Annotated in this window: 17 protein-coding genes, 2 pseudogenes and 1 riboswitch; of the genes and pseudogenes, 8 read left to right on the top strand and 11 right to left on the bottom strand. The window is 35.7% G+C overall.

Annotated elements, in window-relative coordinates:
• Positions 1-96: 96 nt before the first annotated feature.
• Positions 97-1,410, top strand: coding sequence for an anaerobic C4-dicarboxylate transporter family protein (locus NHG49_RS02130; protein WP_088046926.1), 1,314 nt, complete (start codon positions 97-99; stop codon positions 1,408-1,410).
• A 115-nt stretch (positions 1,411-1,525) separates the two neighbouring features.
• Here the strand turns inward: NHG49_RS02130 and thiE are convergent, their stop codons facing one another.
• Entirely contained in the window at positions 1,526-2,185 is a 660-nt protein-coding gene (thiE, locus tag NHG49_RS02125; RefSeq protein ID WP_064477222.1) for a thiamine phosphate synthase, read from the bottom strand.
• Positions 2,186-2,201: 16 nt separating this feature from the next.
• Complete coding sequence (gene thiM, locus NHG49_RS02120; RefSeq protein ID WP_339328658.1) at positions 2,202-3,017, bottom strand: hydroxyethylthiazole kinase; 816 nt, start codon at positions 3,015-3,017, stop codon at positions 2,202-2,204.
• 63 nt (positions 3,018-3,080) lie between these two features.
• Positions 3,081-3,190: riboswitch (TPP riboswitch) on the bottom strand.
• A 276-nt stretch (positions 3,191-3,466) separates the two neighbouring features.
• Here thiM and topB point away from each other — a divergent pair.
• Entirely contained in the window at positions 3,467-5,656 is a 2,190-nt protein-coding gene (gene topB, locus NHG49_RS02115; protein WP_064477220.1) for a DNA topoisomerase III, read from the top strand.
• A 40-nt stretch (positions 5,657-5,696) separates the two neighbouring features.
• Here the strand turns inward: topB and NHG49_RS02110 are convergent, their stop codons facing one another.
• From NHG49_RS02110 to NHG49_RS02095, 4 genes are all read right to left on the bottom strand, one after another.
• Complete coding sequence (locus NHG49_RS02110) at positions 5,697-8,522, bottom strand: YhgE/Pip domain-containing protein (RefSeq protein ID WP_098111292.1); 2,826 nt, start codon at positions 8,520-8,522, stop codon at positions 5,697-5,699.
• A gap of 306 nt (positions 8,523-8,828) precedes the next feature.
• Complete coding sequence (locus NHG49_RS02105; protein WP_064477218.1) at positions 8,829-9,620, bottom strand: endonuclease/exonuclease/phosphatase family protein; 792 nt, start codon at positions 9,618-9,620, stop codon at positions 8,829-8,831.
• 4 nt (positions 9,621-9,624) lie between these two features.
• Positions 9,625-11,262 (bottom strand): PTS transporter subunit IIBC, encoded by a 1,638-nt coding sequence (locus tag NHG49_RS02100; RefSeq protein ID WP_064477217.1) that lies wholly within the window; start codon positions 11,260-11,262, stop codon positions 9,625-9,627.
• A gap of 205 nt (positions 11,263-11,467) precedes the next feature.
• Positions 11,468-13,132, bottom strand: coding sequence for a glycoside hydrolase family 13 protein (locus tag NHG49_RS02095; protein WP_141537826.1), 1,665 nt, complete (start codon positions 13,130-13,132; stop codon positions 11,468-11,470).
• A gap of 244 nt (positions 13,133-13,376) precedes the next feature.
• Between NHG49_RS02095 and NHG49_RS02090 the strand changes: the two genes are divergently transcribed.
• On the top strand, positions 13,377-14,711 hold the full coding sequence (locus NHG49_RS02090; protein WP_064477215.1) for an FAD-binding oxidoreductase: 1,335 nt from the start codon (positions 13,377-13,379) through the stop codon (positions 14,709-14,711).
• A 31-nt stretch (positions 14,712-14,742) separates the two neighbouring features.
• Here NHG49_RS02090 and NHG49_RS31875 read toward each other — a convergent pair.
• A pseudogene (locus NHG49_RS31875) lies at positions 14,743-15,315 on the bottom strand (methyl-accepting chemotaxis protein); the annotation flags it as partial.
• 369 nt (positions 15,316-15,684) lie between these two features.
• Positions 15,685-15,870: pseudogene (locus NHG49_RS31870) on the bottom strand (HAMP domain-containing protein); the annotation flags it as partial.
• A 376-nt stretch (positions 15,871-16,246) separates the two neighbouring features.
• On the opposite strand from NHG49_RS31870, the gene NHG49_RS02080 reads away from it, so the two are divergent.
• The 3 genes from NHG49_RS02080 to NHG49_RS02070 all read left to right on the top strand — a co-directional run bounded on the left by NHG49_RS02080 (position 16,247) and on the right by NHG49_RS02070 (position 18,668).
• Positions 16,247-16,969 carry an amino acid ABC transporter ATP-binding protein gene (locus tag NHG49_RS02080; protein ID WP_064477213.1) on the top strand — a complete coding sequence of 241 codons (723 nt, stop codon included), beginning with the start codon at positions 16,247-16,249 and terminating at the stop codon, positions 16,967-16,969.
• A 121-nt stretch (positions 16,970-17,090) separates the two neighbouring features.
• Positions 17,091-17,882, top strand: a complete 792-nt coding sequence (locus NHG49_RS02075) for an ABC transporter substrate-binding protein (protein ID WP_064477212.1) — start codon at positions 17,091-17,093, stop codon at positions 17,880-17,882.
• Positions 17,883-17,975: 93 nt separating this feature from the next.
• Positions 17,976-18,668, top strand: coding sequence for an amino acid ABC transporter permease (locus tag NHG49_RS02070; protein ID WP_064477211.1), 693 nt, complete (start codon positions 17,976-17,978; stop codon positions 18,666-18,668).
• Between the two features lie 52 nt (positions 18,669-18,720).
• Here the strand turns inward: NHG49_RS02070 and desB are convergent, their stop codons facing one another.
• On the bottom strand, positions 18,721-19,806 hold the full coding sequence (gene desB, locus NHG49_RS02065) for a Delta(10) desaturase DesB (protein WP_064477210.1): 1,086 nt from the start codon (positions 19,804-19,806) through the stop codon (positions 18,721-18,723).
• Positions 19,807-20,386: 580 nt separating this feature from the next.
• Between desB and NHG49_RS02060 the strand changes: the two genes are divergently transcribed.
• Both NHG49_RS02060 and NHG49_RS02055 read left to right on the top strand, forming a co-directional pair.
• Complete coding sequence (locus NHG49_RS02060; protein WP_258125476.1) at positions 20,387-21,913, top strand: FAD-dependent oxidoreductase; 1,527 nt, start codon at positions 20,387-20,389, stop codon at positions 21,911-21,913.
• A 143-nt stretch (positions 21,914-22,056) separates the two neighbouring features.
• The gene (locus NHG49_RS02055) at positions 22,057-23,358 is read left to right on the top strand and encodes an MFS transporter (protein WP_088046917.1); all 1,302 of its coding nucleotides are present in this window, start codon (positions 22,057-22,059) and stop codon (positions 23,356-23,358) included.
• Positions 23,359-23,372: 14 nt separating this feature from the next.
• Here the strand turns inward: NHG49_RS02055 and NHG49_RS02050 are convergent, their stop codons facing one another.
• Both NHG49_RS02050 and NHG49_RS02045 read right to left on the bottom strand, forming a co-directional pair.
• Positions 23,373-24,155 carry a nucleotidyltransferase domain-containing protein gene (locus NHG49_RS02050; protein WP_098102452.1) on the bottom strand — a complete coding sequence of 261 codons (783 nt, stop codon included), beginning with the start codon at positions 24,153-24,155 and terminating at the stop codon, positions 23,373-23,375.
• A gap of 121 nt (positions 24,156-24,276) precedes the next feature.
• Positions 24,277-25,386: a PRK06851 family protein gene (locus NHG49_RS02045; protein WP_098102451.1), complete on the bottom strand. Its 1,110-nt coding sequence runs from the start codon at positions 25,384-25,386 to the stop codon at positions 24,277-24,279.
• Positions 25,387-25,411: the final 25 nt, after the last annotated feature.

Below are 25,411 nucleotides of genomic sequence, written 5' to 3'. Positions count from 1 at the left end.
ATAACACAAGGATTATTTTGAGTATTTATTTTAATTTTCATTCAAATTAAATTATTCGAATATATCTTAACTAATGAATTTCGGAGGTAGTTTATCATGTTTTGGCTACAATTTCTTACGTTACTACTCTGCATTTTTATTGGCGCACGCTTAGGCGGAGTTGGTCTAGGAGTAATGGGTGGCGTTGGTATGGCAATACTTGTTTTCGTCTTTCACTTACAACCTACAGCTCCTCCTATTGATGTAATGCTTATGATTTTAGCAGTAATTACAGCTGCCGGTGCACTGCAAGCCGCTGGAGGAATGGACTACCTTGTTCATCTGGCTGAGAAAGCATTACGAAAAAATCCAAAGCGCATTACATTCTTTGCTCCAATTGTTACTTATTTATTTACACTGTGCGCAGGAACTGGTCACGTTGCTTATTCTGTACTTCCTGTTATCGCAGAAGTCTCTCGCGAATCTGGGATTAGACCGGAACGACCAATGTCAATTGCCGTAATCGCTTCTCAACAAGCAATTACAGCTAGTCCTATATCAGCTGCAACAGTTGCACTTTTAGCAATGCTAGCTGACTATAAAATCACCTTATTAGATATTTTAAAAGTCAGTATTCCTTCTACCTTCATCGCTTGTATGGTAGCTGCATTTATTGCTAGCAAAATGGGGAAAGAATTAAATGAAGACCCTGAATACTTGAAACGTTTAAAAGAAGGAATGATTCCTAAAATTGAAGAGAAGAAAGAATTTGTTGGTTTAAAGGGCGCTAAACTATCCGTTATCCTTTTCTTAGTAGGAACTTTCCTTGTCGTCCTTCTCGGTTCATTTGAAGCACTTCGGCCAGGATGGATGGTTGACGGGAAGTTAGTTCGTCTTTCCATGCCAAACACAATTGAAATGGTTATGTTAACTATCGCAGCTCTTATTATTATTTTCTGCAAACCAAATGTAGAAAGCATCGTGTCTGGTAACGTCTTTAAAGCGGGGGCAACAGCAGTTGTTGCTATTTTCGGTATCGCTTGGATGGGAGATACTTTCTTTAACGGAAACTTAAATATGATTCAAGGATCAATTCAACACCTAGTAACAAGTGCACCATGGCTATTTGCCATCGCATTATTCATTCTATCTATTTTACTATATAGCCAAGCAGCAACAGTACGTGCTTTAATGCCTCTAGGATTATCACTCGGTATTCCACCAGCACTACTAATCGCGATGTTCCCTGCAGTAAATGGATACTTCTTTATTCCAAACTATGGAACAATCGTTGCTGCCATTAACTTTGATCGCACTGGTACAACAGGTATTGGTAAATATGTTTTAAATCATAGCTTTATGATTCCAGGCCTAATCGCAACATTCACTTCTATCGGAATTGGAATGCTTTTAATATCAATTATGTTTTAAAGAAAAAGCACAAACCTACAATTTTAAAGGGTTTGTGCTTTTTTAATCAAACGTTTGTTTAAATATTTTTAACCATCCATTATGTTCTTTACTATTTTTGTGAAGTTCCCTTTTCCTACAAACTCCTATTTACTTCATCTACTAGCTTCTTCGTACTTTCATACGGAGATTCAGCTAAACTAATCGCGGAAATAACAGAAACACCGTCCGCACCGGCTTCTATAACCCCAGCGGTATTTTCAATTGTAATGCCACCAATCCCAACGATTGGTATTGTAATTTCTTGTTCTCTAAAATGAGCTAAACCTTTCGTTCCTTGCACAGCTTTCGTATCTTTTTTCGTACTCGTTGGGAAAATAGGCCCAACACCTAAATAATCAGCTCCGTTTTTAATTGCCCAGCGTGCTTCTTCAATTGTATGGGTAGATACACCAACAATTTTATCTCCCATTTTTTCACGAACAGAAGTAATTCCTTCATCATCTTGGCCAACATGCACGCCATCTGCATCTAACTCGAGAGCTAGTTCCACATCATCATTTACGATGAATGGTACACCGTACTCCTTACAAATTGCTTGTAGTTCTTTTGCAAAACAAATACGTTTCTCGCCCGTTAAAGCGTCTTCCCCCTTTTCACGGAATTGAAAAATTGTTATACCGCCTTCAAGTGCATCTCTCAATACTTGTAGTGGCTCCTTCGCACAATTGTTACTTCCCATAATAAAATATACTGATAGTAATCTAGACATTTCAGCCTTTGTAATACGTGACATCTAGTTCCCCTCCTTACTATATAAGCTCAATCTTCCCATACTTCTCAATATCATCTGAAGTTGTATTTGCTAACTGGTTTAAAAATTCAATTTGGAAACTACCAGGTCCCTTTTCCACTGTCTTAGCAGCTGCCAGTTCCGCAGCTACACCATAAAACGTTAATGCCGCTACCGCTGCCTTTACATAATCCTTTTCTACTGCTACAAATGCTCCTATTACAGAAGTTAGTAAACAACCAGTTCCCGTAACCTTCGTTAAAATAGAGTGACCATTTCGAATAAGAATCGTTCGCTCTCCATCTGTAACAACATCTTCTTTTCCAGTAATCACCGCTACTGTATTTAATTCATCCGCTGTCTGCCTTGCAATACTTACGACATTGCCATTTCCAGCACCGGCGTCTACCCCTTTAATTTCCCAGCTCTCATTAATAACGTTCGCTATTTCAGCTGCATTTCCGCGGATAATCGCTAAATCAATTTCAGCCGGAATATGCCTCGCAACTTCTGTTCGATACGATGTTGCTCCTGCACCAACTGGATCAAACAGTACTGGTACATCGTTCACATTTGCTGATTTACCCGCAAGTAACATCGCTTCTACTTCTTCAGGACGAAGTGTCCCCATATTTAATACTAGCGCTCCAGCAATGCTAGCCATTTCTGCTACTTCTTCTTTTGCATACGCCATTACAGGCGATGCCCCTAACGCTAACAAACCGTTAGCTGTAAAGTTTGTTACAACAACATTTGTAATATTATGAACGAGCGGATTAGATTCTCTCACCAAATCCACTACTTTACTAATTTCTTTCATATTCATCCTTCTCATCCCCTAACTATAGTGATGGGAGATACACAAAAAGACACTTTGCGCGTATGCAAAGTGCCTGAACATGTGCTTTTACACTCTCCCTACGCTGGCATTATCCAACAGGTTCAAATGGTCAATGACGGATTAGTCATACTCTCAGTTTGTCTCCACAAACTCCCATGTGTTTAGTATTCATCTACTTCAAAGTCTACTCTTATTCTACTAAAATAACAAGTTCTTTACTTTTCTATTTCATATAGAAGCAACTGATAAAACAATACGCATAATAAATAAGTATCTATTTTTCATAGTCTCATCATTGTGCATATTATGTTCTATCGCCATCATTTGATTTCAAACAGATTTCGTTCACTCCACTAAGAAACATTCAAATTTGGAGCGAAACTGAATCTCAAGAAGATGTATGCTATAGTTAACGTATGGAAATTTGAAAGGATGTTTTAAATATGTCAAAAAGCGTTATAATCGCTGAAAAGCCTTCCGTTGCACGTGATATTGCGCGTGTACTTAAGTGCGATAAAAAAGGAAATGGCTACCTTGAAGGTAGTAAATATATTGTAACTTGGGCTTTAGGTCATCTTGTTACATTAGCAGATCCAGAAAGCTATGATGTGAAGTATAAGCAGTGGAATTTAGAAGATTTACCGATGCTACCAGAGCGTTTGAAATTAACGGTGATTAAACAAACAGGGAAACAATTTAATGCTGTAAAAAGTCAGCTACTTAGAAAAGATGTAAATGAAATTATTGTAGCGACAGATGCTGGGCGTGAAGGAGAATTAGTCGCTCGTTGGATTATCGATAAAGTTAAAATACAGAAACCTATTAAGCGTTTATGGATTTCATCTGTTACTGATAAAGCAATTAAAGATGGTTTTGCAAATTTAAAACCAGGTAAAGCATACGACAATTTATACGCTTCAGCAGTTGCACGTTCAGAAGCTGACTGGTATATCGGCCTTAACGCGACTCGAGCATTAACGACTCGCTTTAACGCCCAGCTGAATTGCGGCCGTGTACAAACACCTACTGTCGCTATGATCGCTAATCGTGAAGATGAAATAAAGAACTTCAAATCTCAAACTTACTATGGCATCGAAGCACAAACAACGAATCAGTTAAAACTAACTTGGCAAGATGCAAATGGTAATAGCCGCAGTTTTAATAAAGAAAAAATTGATAGCATCGTAAGAGGTTTAGATAAACACAATGCTACTGTTGTGGAAATTGATAAAAAACAGAAGAAGTCATTCTCTCCTGGTCTTTACGATTTAACTGAATTACAACGTGATGCAAATAAAAAGTTCGGTTACTCTGCGAAAGAAACGTTAAACATTATGCAGAAATTGTATGAGCAACATAAAGTGCTAACGTACCCTCGTACAGATTCACGCTATATTTCATCTGATATCGTTGGAACACTTCCAGAACGTCTAAAAGCATGTGGCGTTGGAGAGTACCGTCCTTTAGCACATAAAGTATTACAAAAGCCTATCAAGTCTAATAAGTCATTTGTTGATGATAGTAAAGTAAGTGATCATCACGCAATTATTCCGACAGAAGGATACGTTAACTTCTCGGCCTTCACAGATAAAGAACGTAAAATTTATGATTTAGTTGTAAAACGTTTCTTAGCAGTTTTATTCCCGGCATTCGAGTACGAGCAACTAACGTTACGCACAAAAGTTGGTAATGAAACATTCATTGCACGCGGAAAAACTATTCTGCATGCCGGTTGGAAAGAAGTATATGAAAATCGCTTTGAAGATGATGATGTAACTGATGACGTAAAAGAACAACTTCTACCTCACATTGAAAAAGGCGATACATTAACTGTAAAGTTAATTATGCAAACATCAGGTCAAACAAAAGCACCTGCACGATTTAACGAAGCGACTTTACTTTCAGCAATGGAAAATCCTACGAAATATATGGATACGCAAAATAAACAACTTGCTGATACTTTAAAATCAACTGGTGGATTAGGTACTGTAGCGACACGAGCTGATATTATCGACAAGTTATTCAATTCGTTCTTACTTGAAAAACGTGGTAAAGATATTCACATTACTTCAAAAGGCCGTCAGTTACTTGATTTAGTGCCAGAAGAACTGAAATCTCCTACACTAACTGGTGAATGGGAGCAAAAACTCGAAGCAATTGCAAAGGGTAAACTAAAAAAAGAAGTATTCATTTCAGAAATGAAGAACTATACGAAAGAAATTGTTTCTGAAATTAAATCGAGTGATAAAAAATATAAACATGACAACATTTCAACGAAGTCTTGTCCAGACTGCGGGAAACCAATGCTAGAGGTAAACGGTAAAAAAGGAAAGATGCTCGTTTGCCAAGATCGTGAATGTGGTCATCGTAAAAACGTATCTCGTACAACAAACGCTCGCTGTCCGCAATGTAAGAAGAAATTAGAATTACGTGGTGAAGGTGCAGGCCAAATCTTCGCATGTAAATGTGGCTATCGCGAAAAACTTTCCACGTTCCAAGAGAGACGTAAAAAAGAATCTGGAAACAAAGCTGATAAGCGCGACGTTCAAAAATATATGAAACAACAGAACAAAGAAGAAGAACCATTAAACAACCCGTTCGCAGAGGCATTAAAAAAATTAAAATTTGATTAAACAAAAAGGTTCCTACCTCTCTCGGTAGGAACCTTTTATTTTAGTGAATGATTTTACTTCCTTTTGCATTCTCAACAAACTTTTCACTCGATTTGTTAATTGGTGTTTTCAGTAATAACGCAGCGACAATCATAACTACTACGAAAGCACTTAACACAAGTAAATCTCGCGTTACGATATCCCAAAGCATTCCGCCTACTGTTTCACGAATTGCACTAATTGCGTATGTGAACGGTAAGAACGGATAAATTGCTTGGAAGAACGCTGGTGTCATTTGAATTGGGAATGTTCCGCCCGATCCTGCTACTTGCAGTACAAGTAAAATGATCGCCATCGATTTCCCAACGTTTCCGAAAATAGAAACGAGTGAGTATACGATACAAACGAAGACTCCACCAATAAATAAACTAAATAACACAAACCAGAACTTATCGACTACGTACGTACCGAGTAAGAATATATCTCCCATTGATACGATAAACGCTTGTGAAAGACCTATCGTTAAGAATGTTAATAAACGTCCGAAGTAAATTTCATGGCTCTTATAATTCGCGCCCTCTTCATGTACTTCTACTGTTAATAATGAAACCATTAATAATGCGCCTACCCATAATGCAAGCACTGTATAGAATGGTGACATCGCTGACCCGTAGTTTGGCATCGCAAATAATTTATTCTCTTTTAAATTTACTGGATTCGCGAAGTAATCACTTTGCTTTTCAACATCATTTTTCAATAAGCGTATGATGTCTTTTATATCCTCTTCAGATTCAAAATCACGAATTTTATTTGCTAAGTCTTTAATCTTTTTCTCAGTTTCCGGCATGTCAGCTTTAATGTCTGTTAATTTCTTTTTACCGTCTACTAAGCCTTTTGATGAATCTTCTAGTAACTTTTTAACATCTGGAAGCTTTTTATCTGCTTCTTTTAAAATTTGAGATGTGTTTTTAGACATACGTTTCGTACGTTCAATTGCTGTGTTAAAGTTTGGAACGATTTCCGAATCATACGTTGCTAAGAAATCGCCTAATTGAGCTGAAGCATTTTTAGTAGCTTCATTAATACTTTCTACAACCTCTTTTGTAGGCTTCTGTCCATTGTTAATTAGTGTAGTTGCTTTATTCGTTGCATCTATACCTTTTTGAACAGAATTTTGTATTTTGTTCAATTTTGCAATTCCACCATTAAGGTTTTTTCCGCTATTTACATCTGCTAATACCTTATTTGTGCTTTCTAGAACCGGAATCGCATCACCAATTAGATTATTAGTAGCTTGTAATTGACCATTTAAATCGTTTAAAGATACTTTTGCCCACTCTAAATCAGTAACACCTTTATTTGATATGTTTGCCTTAGCATCTTCAACACCATTTTTAAACTTATCATATTCATTTTTCACACTATCATATGCTTCATTTGCATCAACTTTAGCTTGATCAACTGTGCTAACTGCTTTTTTATAATCTGCTACAAACGTTTCATTATAATCTTTTTCTGCTTGATCAATTAATCCATTTGCTGCATCTAATTTTTGATTTGCTACATCTGTTACATCTTTCTTTACTTCTTGTCCTGTACCGATAACATTTACAATATCTTTAATGCCGTTATTTGCATTTTCCATACTACCTTTAAGCTTAGTTAAGCGATCCACTCGCCCTTGGAAAAAGCTTTGACCAAAATCAGTCGTCGCCGATTTTTGAAGCTCAGTAAATACATTAATAAGATATGCAATACTATCTGTACGACCTTGAAGATTTTCAGAAACCGCATTAAGATCTTTTTTTGCCTTTTCTGGATCAAATTGACCATTTTGCAATCCGTTTACAACACTTTTCCCGTATGTTGTTCCTGCACGTGCCGAGTTTAAAACGTTATTCACTGTTTGATTAATATTTCTTGCAATATTTTTATACCCTTCATCGTTCAACTTTGAAAGATCCGGACGTGCTGGAAACTCAGGCAACCCTTTCATACCAGAAAAGTCTATTCCCGGGTGCATTAAAAAATCTGTAAAAGCATTAGCTTTATCCATTACATTTTTAGCTGCTGTCAAATGATTTCGTATCGTCCCAGGTGCATTTTGCAATGTTTGATCATTGTTTGCAAAGAATTTATCTAAATTCCCTAACGCTTCTTGCCCATCATTAATAACACTTTCTACAACCGGTAACTCTTTTTGTGCTACCTTCACAACATCTTCTGCTCGAGTCGCATCATCTAACGCCTTATCCATCAGTGTATTCATTTCTGGGAACTGCGCTTCTAACTTAAATACAAGATCTTTTACTTTCTCGATACTTGGTAAGTTTGTTTCTAAATCGATTCCAAGATCATTAAAAACTTTAAAAATCTCACCGTTTGCTGTTTTAACAAAGTTTTTACTAATTTCTTCTGTAATACCTGATGCACCTTTTGCTGTAATTTTCGGTGCAATCGCATTTACCTTTTCATTTACATAGTAATCAAGTTCTGGTTTCTGCGGATTTTCATCCAGAACAGTTGCAATCTTTTCAGAGAAATCTTTTGGAATTGTAATACTTGCATAGTAATCTCCGCGCTCAACTCCGTGAATTGCTTGTTTTTCATCTACAAATTTCCAACCAAGATTTTTGTTTTTCTTAAGAGAATCTACAATCTCTTCACCGATATTAATATCTTTCCCTCTTAAATTAGATCCTGCATCTTGGTTAGAAACTGCAATGGGAACCTCTTTTGTATTTCCATACGGATCCCAGGAAGCTTTAATGTTAAACCATGCATATAAAGATGGTAAAATCATTAATCCTAAAACAATAACAATTGCAGCCCAATGTTTAGCTACATTCCGTAAATCTGTCTTATAAATACGCCAAATTTGTTTCATAGAAGTTATCACCTAATTATATATTTTTCCTTCTTTAGAAAATGATACATACATTTTGCAATTATATCACTTTCTACATCGTGGATTAAACGAACATACACTATTTTTCCCATTAAATATTTCACTTACTTCATTATATAACGAAGTAAAAAAAGTATGCATACAAAATGACCAAATTAGTTTTACATTCAATAATAACAAATATATAGGAAATGTCATAAAAAATACAAGTATTTTCTCTTGGAAATACTTGTATTCCTCAAAAAAATCCTCACAGCTTTTCATCATCTGTGAGGATTTCTTCTATTATATATCTACTTGTACTTCTACACCGAAATGATCTGAAATTACATTTCTGTTCGTACCATTAAAAATGACTTTTGAAAAACGAACTTTTTCACTTTGGTTACACAATATTAGATCGATTCGTAAGTTATGTTTATTTTCATCCCAACCAGCAATCTCACCTTGGACAGTTGTTCCTTCATCCTTCTCTATTGCTAGCTCATATGTGTCATACAAACCTTTTTGCATCATATATTCATAGCCTTCACCTTGTAAACGAGCGTTATTATTAAAATCACCCATTAAGAAGGAAAGTTCATTACTGTCTACACGCCCCATCAAACGATTAACTTGATCTTTGAATGATTCTTCTTCATCATTCCACCAACCGAGGTGGCAAGAGTAAAACGTGATGTTCTTATCATTATAAGCAATTGTCGCACTTACAATTTTGCGTGTTTTCCAATACGTTGTATCCTTATTTTCTGAAATAAAGAACGTATCTTCTTTTACAACATTATGCTTCGTTATAATCGCTAATCCTTCTTCATACACATCATAACCAATATGAGAGAAATCCCAAGTAATATTGTAATCTTTTACATGTAACGCTTTTAACTCTTCTAATAGTAAAAGTCCAAAATTATCTTCTTTCTTGTTACCGCATACATTTTCAGCTTGTATCGACTGACTTACTTCTTGCAATGCGATGACATCGTACTCTTCTTCTTGAATGACTTTAGCAAGATATTTTATCTTTTCCATTTGATTCTCTTCTTGCCAAGAGTGACAGTTTAAAGTTAGCAATTTCATCTTATTACGCACCTAACATATCTTGAATGTCTGACTTTAATACGTCAGCTTTCGGACCATATACTGCTTGTACACCTTTATCTTTTACGATAAGTCCTAAAGCACCATTTTGTTTCCACTGTGCTTCTGGTGCAACAACATCTAAATCTTTTACTGTTACACGTAAACGCGTCATACAAGCATCTACGTCAGCAATATTTTCTTTACCACCTAATAAATCAATAACTTTTGTTGCTAATGAACCATCCTGTACATTTCCTGTTCCTTCTGATGACTCATCTTCATTATCAATATAGTTACCTGCACGTCCTGGTGTTGGTAAATTGAATTTTTTAATTAAGAAATTGAATAATGTAAAGTTCAGACCAAAGAATACTAATGAAACGATAACGAAATTGATTAAATCTCTAGTTAGTCCTGCATTAACCATCATCGGTGTACGAGTAATTAATTCAATAAATCCAAATGCGTGAACACGTAAGTTAATTAAATCTGCTAATGCGAATGCAAGTCCTGTTGTAATTGCATATACAACATATAATACTGGAGCAATAAACATGAACATGAATTCAATTGGTTCTGTTACACCTGTTAAGAATACTGCTAATGCAGCCGATAAGAACATTGGTTTATACTTTGCACGTTTTTCTTTATCAACATTACGGAACATCGCGAAAGCAATACCCATTAACGCTGCTGTTGAACCAATAACTTGTCCAGCTTTGAAACGAGCTGGTACAACGTTATTTAATAAATCGTTATATGCTTTCGTATCTCCATTTGCTAGTAAATTATTTAAGTCTGTAATCCATGCAAGCCATAATGGATCTTGTCCTGCTACAATTTGTCCAACTTTTGAGCCAGTTAACATCGTATATGTTCCGCCTAGCTCTGTGTAGTTCATCGGAATCGTTAACATATGATGTAAACCGAATGGTAATAGTAAACGCTCTAACGTTCCATATACAAACGGTGCAACAACTGGTGCACTATCTTTAGATGCTGCAATCCAGCGACCGAATTCATTTAATCCACTTTGGATGAACGGCCATAAAAGTGATAATACAATTGCAGTGACTGTAGACCAAACAATTACAACGAATGGTACAAATCGTTTTCCGTTAAAGAATGCTAATGCCTGTGGCAGTTTATTATAGTTATAATATTTGTTATATAAAGTAGCTCCTAAGAAACCTGTGATAATCCCTACGAAAACTCCCATGTTTAATGCTGGTGCACCAAGTACAGAAGTAAAGTAATCTTTTACAACTAAATCTCCTGCTAATACTGAAGAAACTTTCGCTTTTGAATCCGCTAACATTTCAGCGTTTACGCCAAATATAGCTCCTGTAATTCTGTTTGTTAAGACGAATGCTAATAGCGCTGCAAATGCACCACCTGCGCGATCCTTCGCCCAAGATCCCCCAATTGCTACTGCAAATAAGATGTGTAGATTTGTAATAATTGCCCAACCTATGTCTTCCATTACGCGAGCGATTGTATGAACTGCGTTAATATCCCCAGCAGACATCCCAATTAACTTACCGATAGAAATCATTAAACCAGCTGCTGGCATTACAGCTACAACAACTAATAATGCTTTTCCGAACTTTTGCCAAAAATCAAAAGACGTAATTTTCATCTGTTCTTCCTCCCCTTTATTTATAACAACATAATGATTTAAATTATAATTTCTGTTTCTCTTATGAAAACGATTCCTTATGTTACTTTATTTTTATCTTTACGCAACCGTTTTCATAAATCTATTTTAATAAAAGCGTTTTCACTTTGCAATAGAAATTTATTTTTTTTCATAAAAAAAGATGCTCTAAGAGCATCCTTTTTTATTATGAAATACGATAAACCCTTGTTTCATAAGGCTTTAACGTGATTGAAGTTACTTGTTCATTTTCCGCAACTTTATAGTTATTTAAAAGCAAACGTTTGCGTTCTAGTGCGAATGAACCCTCATTATACACAGCTTCCTCTTTTGAGATATTGCTAATTACAACGACTTTTTCATCGTTTAATGTACGTGTATATGCATAAATTTGCGGATCGTCTTCTAGAAGTAAATCGTACGTACCGTAATTCAGTACATCGTGCTCTTTTTTCAAGGCAATCATTTTCTTATAGAAATTGAAAATAGAGTTTTCTTCATTCTTTTGCTTTTCAACATTAATTTCTTTGTAGTTTGGATTCATACTAAACCAAGGCGCACCTGCTGTAAAGCCAGCATTCATCTCATCGTTCCACTGCATAGGTGTACGAGAATTATCGCGGCAAGAAGCCCATATAATTTCCATCATATCTTGATGTGGTACGCCCTCTGCAATTTTCTCTCGATATAAATTTTTAATTGCTACATCATCATAATCTTCAATATTTAATAATTGAACGTTCGTCATCCCAATTTCTTGTCCTTGATAAATAAACGGTGTACCGTGCATAAAGAAGTACATTGCTCCAAGAGCTGTTGCACTTTCACGCCAATATTGTTTATCATCTCCCCAAGTTGAAACGATACGTGGCTTATCGTGATTCTCAATATATAAAGCATTCCATCCTTTATTTTCTAACCCTTTTTGCCATTTCGTTAATACCTTTTTCAGCCCTACAACATCAAGATCTTTCTTCTTTTCTGCATCCCATAAACTTAAATGTTCAAATTGGAATACCATATTGAACTTGCCTTGCTCTTCTCCAACCCAAAGCTCAGCATCTTCAATCTTAACGCCATTCGCTTCACCAACAGTCATAATATCGTACTTAGAAAACGTATTCTCTTTTAACTCTTCTAATAAAGGCTGAATACCATCCACATTCATATGTTTATCAAAAGATGGTACATACTTTAATTCTTTTGGATTTGGCATATCTTTGAAGCCATCTTCTTTTTTAATATGGCTAATCGCATCCACTCGGAAACCATCAATTCCTTTATCAAGCCACCAATTAACTGTATCGTATAAAACTTCGCGAACTTCTTTATTCTCCCAGTTTAAATCTGGTTGTTTACGTGAGAATAAGTGTAAATAATATTGTCCTGTTACTTCATCATATTCCCATGCCGACCCATTAAAAATACTTTCCCAGTTGTTTGGTTCCGCACCATCTTTACCATCGTGCCAAATATACCAATCACGCTTCGGATTGTCTTTAGATGAACGAGACTCAATAAACCATGGATGTTCATCACTTGTATGATTAATAACTAAATCAATAATAAGCTTCATATCACGCTTATGAACTTCATCTAGTAACGCATCAAAGTCTTCCATCGTACCAAACTCATCCATGATATCTTGATAATCACTAATATCATAACCATTATCATCATTAGGTGACTTATACATTGGACAAATCCAAATTACATCTATACCTAAATCTTTTAAATAATCCAGTTTCGCAATAATACCTTGTAAATCTCCAATACCATCACCATTTGAATCCATAAAGCTACGTGGATAAATTTGATAAGCAACTGCTTCTTTCCACCATGTCTTATTCATAGTCCTTCTCTCCTTTTGCATCCCATCGGAAATTTTATGCAAACGTTTTCGTAACACTATCATAACAAAATATGAATAGTTTGCAACTGTTTTCATTGAACTCTATGTAGATTCCTCATTCTTATGCTTTATTTATTTCTCACAAAGGCAAATCTCATTCCTCACCTATTCTTGTCCACACAGGTTACATACGATTTTCATATATTAATAAAAAGAACTGCTTATTTTAGAAAGGAGTGATCAATTGAAACAAACAAAATTAACAGGTCGTATCGTTGTTCCTTCAGATCCTGACTATGACGTAGCCCGAATGAATTTAAATTTAAGTATTCCAAAACTCCCTTGTATTATTGTTTTTTGCCAAAATAAAAATGATGTGTGTAACGCCTTAAAATGGGCACGTGAACGTCATATACCATTTCGCTTAAGAAGCGGACGTCATAGCTATGAAAATTTTTCTCTTCTAAATAGAGGACTTATTATTGATGTGAGTGAAATGCATCGCATTACTGTTAATACAGATAAATTAACAGCAACAATTGAAGCTGGTGCAAACCTTGGCACTGTTTATAAAGAGCTTTGGAATTATGGTGTGACAATACCGGCTGGTACAAGCGCAAGCGTTGGAATTGTTGGATTAACACTTGGCGGTGGCATCGGTATGCTTTCACGCTTATTTGGATTAACATGTGATCAATTAGTAGAAGTCGAAATGGTACAAGCATGCGGTAAATTCGGAGCAAAAATCATTCGCGCAAACGAACATGAAAACCATAACTTGTTTTGGGCGTGCCGCGGTGGTGGTGGTGGAAACTTCGGAATTGTTACTTCTTTAACTTTTCGAATGCATCCTATAAAAAATGTATCAATCTTCTCAATTACATGGGAATGGGAAGAGTTTATCGCTGCATTTCAAGCGTGGCAAAACTGGGCGCCTTATATAGACAAACGTCTCACTTCATCAATTGAATTATTCGCAAAGCAACGAAATAAAATTGAAGTAAAAGGTGAATTTGTTGGCTCTCCCTCTGAACTCCATTCCTTATTATCTCCTCTTCTTGAAACTGGTACCCCCTCTCTCTTTATAGATGAAGTTCCTTATATAAAAGCTGTTGAATTTTTTAACAGTGGGAATATCCCTGAAAACTTTAAGCGCTCCGGTTCCTACGTATATGAACCTATCCCTCTTAAAGGCCTTCAAATCATGAAATATTTTCTTTCTCATGCACCAAATAAAGATGCAAGTATTTGGCACCAATCGCTCGTAGGTGCTGTTGAAAATATTACCCCTACTGAAACAGCTTATTTCCATCGTAAAGCAATTATTGCACAAGAATACATTACCTCTTGGAAATGCGATGATGAAGAAAATCGCAATATACGCTGGGTTAAAGATTTACGAGAAAGCTTAGATCCTTATACACTAGGTGACTATGTCAATTGGCCCGATATCGATATTATAAATTGGCAAACTAGTTATTATGGTTCTAACTTTCAAAGATTGCGTAAAGTGAAAACCATATATGATCCTTGCAATGTTTTTCGTTTTCAACAAAGTATCCCTCCTTTTCATACGTAAAAAAGGAAGAACAGAATACTGTTCTTCCTTTTTACATTGAAAATCGTTCAATTGTTTGTTTCAAGTCTGCTGCTTGCTTCTCTAAATCCTTTAACAATTGATCGATTACTACCATATTTTTAGATTGTTGCAACGTCACACGTGCTACTTCTTGTGAACCAGCTGATGTTTCTTCAGCAATTGCTGCTACAGCCTTTGTTTGTGCTCCTGTTTGATGAATGTGCCTCACTTGTTCGTTCATATAGCCACTAATTTGCTTCGTTGCATCGGCTACTTCCATAACACTTGATGACATTTCTTTTAAAATTAATTCCGTAGCTTCCCCACGTTGTGCCTCTTCTTTAGCTATTGTCACTTGTTCTGTCATTTTCATTGCAACTTGTTGTACTTCATCTTGCATATTTCGTAATAACTGCGATATGTTTCTTGCAGAATGATCACTTTCATCAGCAAGTTTCCGTACTTCCTCCGCAACAACTGCAAAGCCCCTTCCATGCTCTCCAGCACGAGCCGCCTCAATAGAAGCATTTAGTGCTAACAAATTCGTTTGACTAGCAATCTCACTCACAACAGAAACAATATGTTCTACTTGTTTCATTCGTTCTTCTAATTTCTGTACATTTTGCATCGAATTTTCATTTTCTTTTGCCAATGCTTGAATACCTTGAATTAAAGAAGTAAAGACTCGTGTACTTTGCCCTAAAGCTTGAACCATTTCTAAAGACAACTCGTCAGACTGTTTTGCTTTTTCTTCTACTTCACTCGCAATAGAAGTTGTTGTATCAACAGCAGAAACAATCGCCTGAATGGAAGCAGCTGATTGCTCAGCGCCAGAAGAAATCTCTGTAAGAGTTTCAGACACACCTCGTGCTTGCTTTGTTGCTTCCCCTGTTTGCCTTCTAATTTGCTGTACTTGATTGTTTGTATACGAAAATGTTGTATCAATATTTTTTACCATGCCCCTTAAGTTTCCTAACATCATATTAAATGCGACACTTAAAGATTTAATTTCATCATCTGCCTTCGGTAATGGAACATCTTCACGAATATCACCCTCAGCCGCTTTCCTTGCCGCCTCCTCTAACTTTCGAAGCGGTTTAATTAGAAATATGGCTGCTCCATACGCTAATATTCCAGACCATACTACGCCTAATAGCATAACAATGATATTATAAACGGTTTGACTTACATAATCTTGAAAATAATCATATATAACGTAAATAAAAATTAAACTTGTCGAATATGTAATAAAAGCTAAAATTGTAGTGAATAGCATAAGCTGCATACGTAAGCCAAAGGAAAATGTCTTCCTTTCTTTTTCCATTTTTTCTTTCCCCCTTTTTATAAGCAATATAAATACTACCTATATATTATTATCCATATTTTCATTATAGAAGGATATAGGGATTTTTAAAATTTATTATTTCCTTGAATATCAAATCCCACGAAAAAAATGAAGGATTCTGACAATTTGTGGCTAATAACAGAAATAAGGGGAAACATTTGTAAAATATATTTTTGACTGGGGGTTTTGTATGATTCAGGTTCGAAATCTAGTAAAATCATTCGGCTCGCTTGATGTTTTAAAAGGAATTGATTTACAAGTAAAAGAAAAAGAGGTTGTTGTTTTAATTGGTGCCAGTGGTTCCGGTAAAAGTACATTACTTCGCTGTCTTAACTTTTTAGAAATGTATGATGAAGGTGAAATTCACTTACAAGGTGAACGAATTGATCCACAGCATTCAAATTTAAACAAAGTCCGTGAAAATGTCGGAATGGTTTTTCAGCACTTTAACCTCTTTCCCCATATGACCTCGCTAGAAAACATCATAGAAGCACCTATCCATGTAAAAAAATTAGAAACAACAAATGCAAAGGAAATTGGAAATCAGCTTTTGCAAAAAGTCGGTCTACAAGATAAAGCAGATGTAACTCCCCACCTCCTGTCAGGTGGTCAAAAGCAGCGTATTGCCATTGCACGAGCTCTTGCTATGAATCCTAAAATTATGCTATTTGATGAACCTACCTCAGCCTTAGACCCTGAACTTGTTGGAGAAGTATTGCAAGTTATGAAAGAACTTGCTGAAGAAGGAATGACCATGGTTATTGTTACTCATGAAATGAATTTCGCAAGAGATGTAGCAGATCGCGTCATATTTATGGATGATGGAAAGATTGTAGAGGACGCTCCGCCAGCACAATTCTTTTCAGCTCCATCACATGAACGAGCAAAGCAATTTTTACGCAACGTTTTATAATGTAACTTCTGTTTCAAATGAAAAGAAATACATTCATACGGTGCACAACTAATTGTCCAAATAAAATATCTCAGTAACATACTTAAAACCATCCGTATGATCAATATATAGGAGGGGTTTTATGAAAAGAAAACTATTAACCATTGTTGCGAGTATTACATTATGTACATCCTTCATACTAGGAGCCTGTAGTAAGGAAAGTGCTACTACTTCAAATGGTGAAAAAGAATTTCGTTATGCGATGAGTGGCTTATATAAACCTTTTAACTATAAAGAAAATGACGGAAAGCTTGCCGGTTTTGATGTGGAAATTGGTGAGGCACTTGCGAAAAAAATGAATATGAAACCCACTCCTATTACAAATCCGTGGGAAACGCTAATTCAAGGTCTACAATCGAAAAAATATGATGCTATATTGGGCAGTATGGCAATTACAGAAGAACGCTTAAAAGCCGTTAGTTTCTCCAATCCTTATTATCGTTCTGGTGCCCAAATTTTTGTTGCTAAAAAGAATACATCTATCTCTTCTCCAGAAGATTTGAAAGGTAAGAAAATTGGTGTTGTAAAAGCTAGTACCTTTAAAGACCTTGTTGCAAAACATACAAATCAAATCACAGAATATGATAGCGATATTACTGCACTTATGGACTTAGAACCTGGACGTATTGATGCAGTAATCACTGATCAAATGGTTGGTTTACGCATGATCAAAGAAGGTAAATCAAATATAAAAGAAGCTGGAAAACCATTAAATCTTGATGAAATGGGAATTGCTATTCGTAAAGATGATAAAGAAATGGTTGAGAAAGTAAATAAAGCTTTAGATGAAATCATTAAAGATGGTACGTATGAAAAGATCAGTAAAAAATGGTTTGGACGTAATATTCTCGGTGAAGAGGAAAAAACGAAGTAAATTAGCTAGTCAAATGTTTCAGACATTATGCCCCACTTTTTATGTGGGGTATTTCATTCCCTACCAAAATCCATACAATATGAGGTGACACATATGTTTGAAATTTTTATGTCTACTTATCCCACACTCTTAAAGGCTACTATTGTCACATTACAATTAACACTAACATCCCTATTAATTGGTTCACTAATTGGATTACTATTCGCTTTTTTTCGAATCTCTAACAATAAGATTTTAAATAGTATTGCTCATGTATATATCGCCATTATTCGTGGTACACCTTTAATTGTTCAAATTGCCATTCTCTATTTCGGTATTACATCGATTATTGTCTTCACTCCTTTTTGGGCAGGAGCAATTGCTTTAGCAATCCATAACGGTGCATATATTACTGAAATTTTCCGCGGATCCATTCAATCTGTCGACCGTGGACAATTGGAAGCTGCTCGTTCTTTAGGCATGCCTTATCCTTTAGCTATGCGCCGTATTGTATTACCACAAGCATTTCGTCAATCTCTTCCTCCTTTAGGAAATCAGTTTATTATTGGATTAAAGGACTCTTCTCTCGTTGCATATGTAGGATTGTCCGAATTATGGGGATCAGGTTTATCAATTGCTGCAAGTAACTTCCAACAGTTAGATACATACATAATCGTTGGTTTATATTACCTCGTACTTGTTCTTGTATTTACTTATTTTGTTAATCTTTTAGAAAAACGCCTACAACGAAAAGAAACAAATTCAGTTCAATTTAGTAAAAAGAATAAAAAAGAAGTCTCTTTATAAAAAAAAGCAAGCCTGAAATGGCTTGCTTTTTCACTGCAAAATATATCAATTTTTACTGATTTACTTTTTTAATACTCTCTTCTTCCTCTATATGTTCCTCACGATATGAAATATTATGAGGATCTAGTCCATTTCCTAAAGAACCATAGAAATGCTCTCTATGCGGATCCACTAATTCACTTCCTTGATAATACACACGTGGTGTATTCCATAGCGCTGCCAAAGCTTTTGTCATTGGCATCTCATGATAGCGTTCCGGCCACATTTCTTTAATTTTCTCTTTTACTAACGGATAGTATTTAGAGCTCATAGCAGGGAACAAATGGTGTTCTGTATGATATGAGAAATTGAAATGTAAAACGTCTACCCAGCGCGGCACTGTTACTGATAAACAGTTCGCTAACGGATCATTTACTGGAACAATTGGATTTAAGCGATGATTTGTTGCGATATATGCCATTACAATAAAGTTAGCAATTAACAATGGAATTACATATGCAAATAACCATTTTCCAGGTCCCATAATAAACAATAAACTAATCCAAACAGTCCAAGGCAAAAGAAGTTGAAGCCATACAGATTTTTGATTGGATGACTTAAATTCCTTTATAAAATGAAAGAACATTCGAGTCGAATGTAACGTAAATTGAATGGTTAGTGACAGAAAACTAAAGAATGAACGAACATGAAGAGGCATGCGATATACCCACCTCAAAAACTTACTCTTTTTCAGTTTCTCCAGTGTAGGCCATGCATCTGGGTCATTCTCTTCATGTTGTGTATGAACATGATGCGTTGCATTATGCCACTTTCTCCAAAGCTTCGGGCCAGTTGATAATGGCATAAATGCTATCGCGCCTAAAAAATCACGAAGCCATGCTTTTCTTACCACTGTTCCATGTAAAATTTCATGTCCTAAAAATCCAAGTGAAGCAAAACATAATCCAAGAACAATCGCAATTCCTAGATTCGCCCACACATTCAATTCAAATACACCAATCGATATTAACCCCGCCAATGCCACAAGCAAATAAGCCAGTCCACCAAATAAACGAGTAGGAACTGGTTTAAATGCTTTTTTCGGCAAATGTGGTGATACACGTGCTGCATACCACCCAAACGTATGAAGCTCCTTCATCCTTTTGCCCCTTTCTTATGCCGCGCCTTGCGCAACTTACATATATCAATTCTTGCTTCCAGATTGATTTTACTAGGTGATTAAAAAAGCATCTATTATAAGGAAAATATACTCACTCTATCGTCACTTATTTTTCGCTTTTATTATCAATGAAAAACATTTCTCTTTTTACTCTCTATCAACCTTTCCACATGATGAATCATATCAATAGAATTTCTATATTGTCAACAACTTTTATGACCTAGTAATAAAAGTTGGTTATATTTTTATAATTATACTTTATTTCACTAAAGAATAAACATATATTTTATAAGGTTTCGCTCCTTATTTATATACATACAATTCCATCCTACAAACTCTATTTTATTCAAGAACTCTCGTTATAAACAACAAATAAACTCACCTGAATCTAGCTTTACACAACTCATACCTCTTCATACCGACAACACCAAATAATTATATTAAAATAATTATATCTCTCTTTTAATAAAAATAGACTCTTTCTAAAACAGCGCACATGAATTTCATATCATATGGAAATATTAAAAGGAAAATTGTTCTAAAATCGGGAGGTTTTATAATGACAAGCGATACATTTCCACAATTCCCATTATCTTATTGGATTGAATCTACTCAGGTCCCTGCTTTTCCCCCTTTATCTGAAGATACAAAGACAGAAGTTGCTGTTATCGGAGCTGGTATTACAGGCATTACGACTGCCTATTTACTTGCAAAAGAAGGTATGAACGTTGTTTTAATTGATTCTGGGCTTATTTTAAATGGAACGACTGGGCATACAACAGCAAAGGTAACAGCACAACACGATCTTATTTATGATGAATTAATAAATCATTTCGGTGTGGAAAAAGCGAGGCTTTACTATGAATCAAATAATCATGCTCTACAATTCATAAATGAGACGGTGCAAACATATAAAATCGACTGTAATTTCTCAAATGAAGATTCATATTTATATACAACTACTGATAATGGATTAAGAAGTTTATCGAAAGAATATGAAGCCTATCAAAAATTAAATATACCTTGTGACTATGTTCAATTTCTATCAATTCCGATCCCAGTACAATCTGCACTTGTCATGAAAAACCAAGCACAATTCCATCCCCTCCTTTATTTGAAAACACTTTTAGAAAAGTTTGTGGAGATGGGCGGAAAAGTTTATGAACAAACAACAGCTATTGATGTGGAAAAGGGTGATTATCCACAAGTCATTACAAAGGGCGGACATCGCATCACTTGCAAATATGTTGTCTCTTGTTCACATTTTCCTTTCTATGATGCGAATAGCTTTTTCTTTACGCGAATGTATGCCGAACGCTCTTATGCTCTTGCAATCAAAGCAAAAACGGATTATCCAGGTGGCATGTATTTAAGTATTGATGACCCAAAACGTTCCTTGCGCTATACAACAAACAATGGAGAAAAATTAATTTTAATTGGCGGAGAAAGTCATAAAACAGGACAAGGAATAAACACAATGCTTCATTATGAAGCACTGTATTCTTTTGCGGAAGCAACGTTTGGAGTAGATGAAGTTCCCTATAGATGGTCAGCACAAGATTTAATCACGCTAGATAAGCTTCCTTATATCGGACATATTAACGAAAGAAATCCAAATATATTTGTTGCAACTGGATATCGTAAATGGGGAATGACAACTGGAACTGCTGCCGCTCATTTACTGAAGGACTCCATTCTAAAAGTCCACAATCCCTATAAGGAACTGTATGCACCATCACGCTTCCATGCAAATCCAGATATAAAAACATTCCTCTCCCAGAACATTGATGTTGCGAAACATTTAATTGAAGGAAAGATTGAAACCACATTACGTAAGCCAGAAGATCTCGAAGTTGGTGAAGGATCTGTCGTACATGTTAACGGAAAACGAGCAGGTGCTTATAAAGACAAAGATGGAAAATTACATATTGTCGATACAACTTGTACACATCTCGGCTGCGAAGTTGAATGGAATAATGGTGATTGTACTTGGGACTGTCCTTGCCACGGTTCACGCTTTTCAATTGAGGGAGATGTTATGGAAGGTCCAGCAGATCAACCGTTAAAACGAGTTGATAATGAGTAAACAAATAAAGAAGTTCAACAGGTTTCCTGTTGAACTTCTTTATTTGTTATAAAACATTTTCAGATAAATCCCGATACAAGAAGGAAAATATTAACATAAAATAAAATAATATATTCATCTACAAATTAAAAGGAGTGAATATTATGCAACCTTCAGCTCCACCTCATCTAGAATCTACAGAAACTATCTTTTCGAGCTCTATTACAAAACTTGTTGTTTTTATTTGTTGGCTAGCTATTCTAGCTGATGGATATGATTTAGGTATTTACGGGGCCGTTCTGCCAAAGCTCCTAGAAGACAAAAGCTGGGCACTTTCACCAGCACACGCTGGTACAATTGCTAGCTATGCTTTATTTGGGATGTTTATTGGCGCTATTCTAGTTGGAACCATTACAGATCTAATTGGGCGAAAATGGACGCTTATATGCTGTTTAGCACTTTTTTCTATCACAATGGGTCTAGCTGCACTTGCTCCTTCTCCTGAATTATTTGGTTTATCTCGATTTATTGGAGGAATCGGATTAGGCGGTGTTATTCCAACAGCTTCAGCACTTACCGTTGAATATTCACCAAAAAAGCGGCAATCTTTTATTTATGCTCTTATGTTTACTGGCTATCCTTTAGGTATCGTGTTAGGCGCTATTTTGTCTATGTTCCTGTTAGAAGATTTCGGATGGAGAACTATGTTTGGCATCGGAATGATTCCACTGCTCCTCATTCCTTTCATCATTCGTTATTTACCTGAATCCATTCAATTTTTATTATCACGTAATCGCCAAGAAGAAGTAGAAAAAATCCTTCATCGTTTTCAAATTGAATTCCATGAAAACGATGAAACTCATCAAACCTCATCTAATATACGAAAGAAAAATGGATTTCTTACTTTATTCTCAAAAGAATACATAAAAGCAACGCTGCTTTTTTGGATCACTTATATAATGGGAATGTTTTTAATATATGGTTTAAATACTTGGTTACCGCAGATGATGCGCCAAGCAGGATACCCTCTTGGATCTAGTTTATCATTTCTACTTATGCTAAATATTACTGCCGCTATCGGTGCATTATTTGCTGGAGCAATTGCGGATCGTATAGGAGCTAAAATTGTTATTAGCATCTCCTATCTTATGGCAGCTATATGTATTGGACTATTAACAATTAAACCATCTGTTACAACCATCTACCTTTTAATTGGTCTTGCTGGAATTGGATCAGTCGGCATTACTCAAATATTAAATGCATATGTAACACAATACTTCCCATCCCATATCCGGGCTACTTCCTTAGGCTGGGGACTTGGACTTGGCCGAGTTGGTGCAATTGCTGGTCCTATTCTTGTCGGTATTATTATGACAATGCAGTACGACTTAGCATGGAATTTTTACTTATTCTCATTCGCAGGTCTTCTCGCAGCTATATCTGTTTTCTTTATTCCTACAAAATGAAAAAGAGCACAAACTCACTTGTGCTCTTTTTCATTTACTGCAAACAACATATCTCGAAACAATGTATTTAAACTCTCAATGTCGATTCCTAATCCCTTTTCAATTCCTTTTACATATTGCTGGTAGTAATGAAGTTGTTCTTCTAAAAATTGATTCAACACCTCAATTTTTAATCCAATATCTAATTCAGTACCTGCCTTTTTCTTTATTAACAACTGTTCAATTTCATCTAATACACTGCGTTCTAATGATAACTCTGTAATCAACCGATCAAATTCTACAGGTGGTAAAGTCTCTTTCTCCTCTAACCATTTACAAGCTAAAATAGGACGTAATACATAGAAGTACTTTTTCAACTTTACATTCTCACCTTGCAAAAATTCACGATAATTTTTTGAAGCCATATGTAGGTAATGATATATCGTTGCTTTTGGATCAAAGTGCTTATCACTCATTTGCTGAAGTTGTTCTGGAAAATGAGAGTTTTTCGAATAAAAAATCGGCGATCGAATCCATTCGAGTAAAGCTGGGTTTGACTTTGCGAATAATTGTAACGCTTTTTTAATATCCCATCCGCTTATATCTAAATCATCACTAATCGGATACTCAATTACATCTCGTTTATCATGAATTGATAAATACCATTCGACCGGGTGCATATAAACGAATCTAACATCATAATCACTATCTTTCGATGGAAATCCCCAAGCACGACTCCCTGATTCCACTGCAAATAAAATTTTCACATCATTCTCTTGTTCAATTCTTGCTAACTCCAACCTAATTTTCTCTCTCATTTCATACCCTCTCCATTTTTTGATTATTTCCTTGGAAATTCGACAAATATACTACTAAGTTTACTACATACTAAAATAGCTGTCAGAAAATTCCCGACAGCCTACCAAAGTTCCTTATTTTTTACTTGTTCTTTTCTGTTACACTAACCGCAATTCGTTCAAACTCTTTTTGAATCTCCTCTTTATATGCGTCTACTTTTGAAAAATCCATAGCAGCAATATAAATTCGTTCTAATTTATCACGAACTGATTTCGCTTTCGCTAGGAAAGACATCGCCTCATTCATTTTTGCTTTATATTGAATCGACACGTCACGAATTTCTGTCGCATACTTCTCATCTGTCCCTGGTGTCACAATCAAGGCATACATATCTATAATTTCATCACCTTCGCGGCTCGGAAAATATTCATGTGGTGCGGTACTATCAAAAATTGCAAACCCTAATTCTCTTACGATAACCATATCAAGACTATTTGGATCAAATCCACAATGATATACTTCAACTTCAAATCCTTTTTCTTCTGCTGCCTTAGCTAATTTTTTAAGCATTGTTGATTTCCCAGAGCCTGGGCGTCCTTTTATAAAATAACGATGTGGTAATCCCTCTGTTAAATTCGGAACAAAATCAACTGCTCCTTTCGGTGTAGCTGCCCCTAAAAACCGGTGTTTCACAAGCGATTGTTTCCCGCCTTTATCTGTAAATAACTTCTGAATCAGCTGATCGGTTAGTTCATTTGCTTTATTAAAATCAATATTATTAATATATATGTTCTCCCACTCATCATGTATAACTAGTGCCTCGTTAAAACATGCGTAAGCAGTTTGAAAAGCCTTACTTGCTTCTGAAACAAATCGTTCAATTTCCACCTTCTGCTTTCTTAATTTATCTGAGTCCCAAGCAACCCCTAAATTAATATACTCTTCGACAACTCCTGGCATTTTCGGCTCAATAACATGCGGTGATGTTCCATCAACAATTCCTACTTTTAACTTCGGGATAATTACACCATCAACCGATTTATTATCAGAAGAACAGTGTAAAAATTCAATATCATATCCTTTTTCAACCCACTCACGACCTATTGCTTTGATTAAAGAAGATTTCCCGGTTCCAGGACCACCCTTTAAAATAAATAACCTGTTTAGCCCTTTTAAATTCTCGTCGTATAAATTATGAAATCCTCTAGCTGTATTTCCACCAGCGTAATAATTCAATACATTTCCTGTCACTGCACTCACTCCTTCGCAGCATTCT

Origin of the sequence: Bacillus sp. IBL03825 (assembly GCF_024712505.1) — a bacterium.
GTDB classification, from domain to species: domain Bacteria; phylum Bacillota; class Bacilli; order Bacillales; family Bacillaceae_G; genus Bacillus_A; species Bacillus_A wiedmannii.
This window is presented reverse-complemented; position numbering and strand designations above follow the sequence as displayed.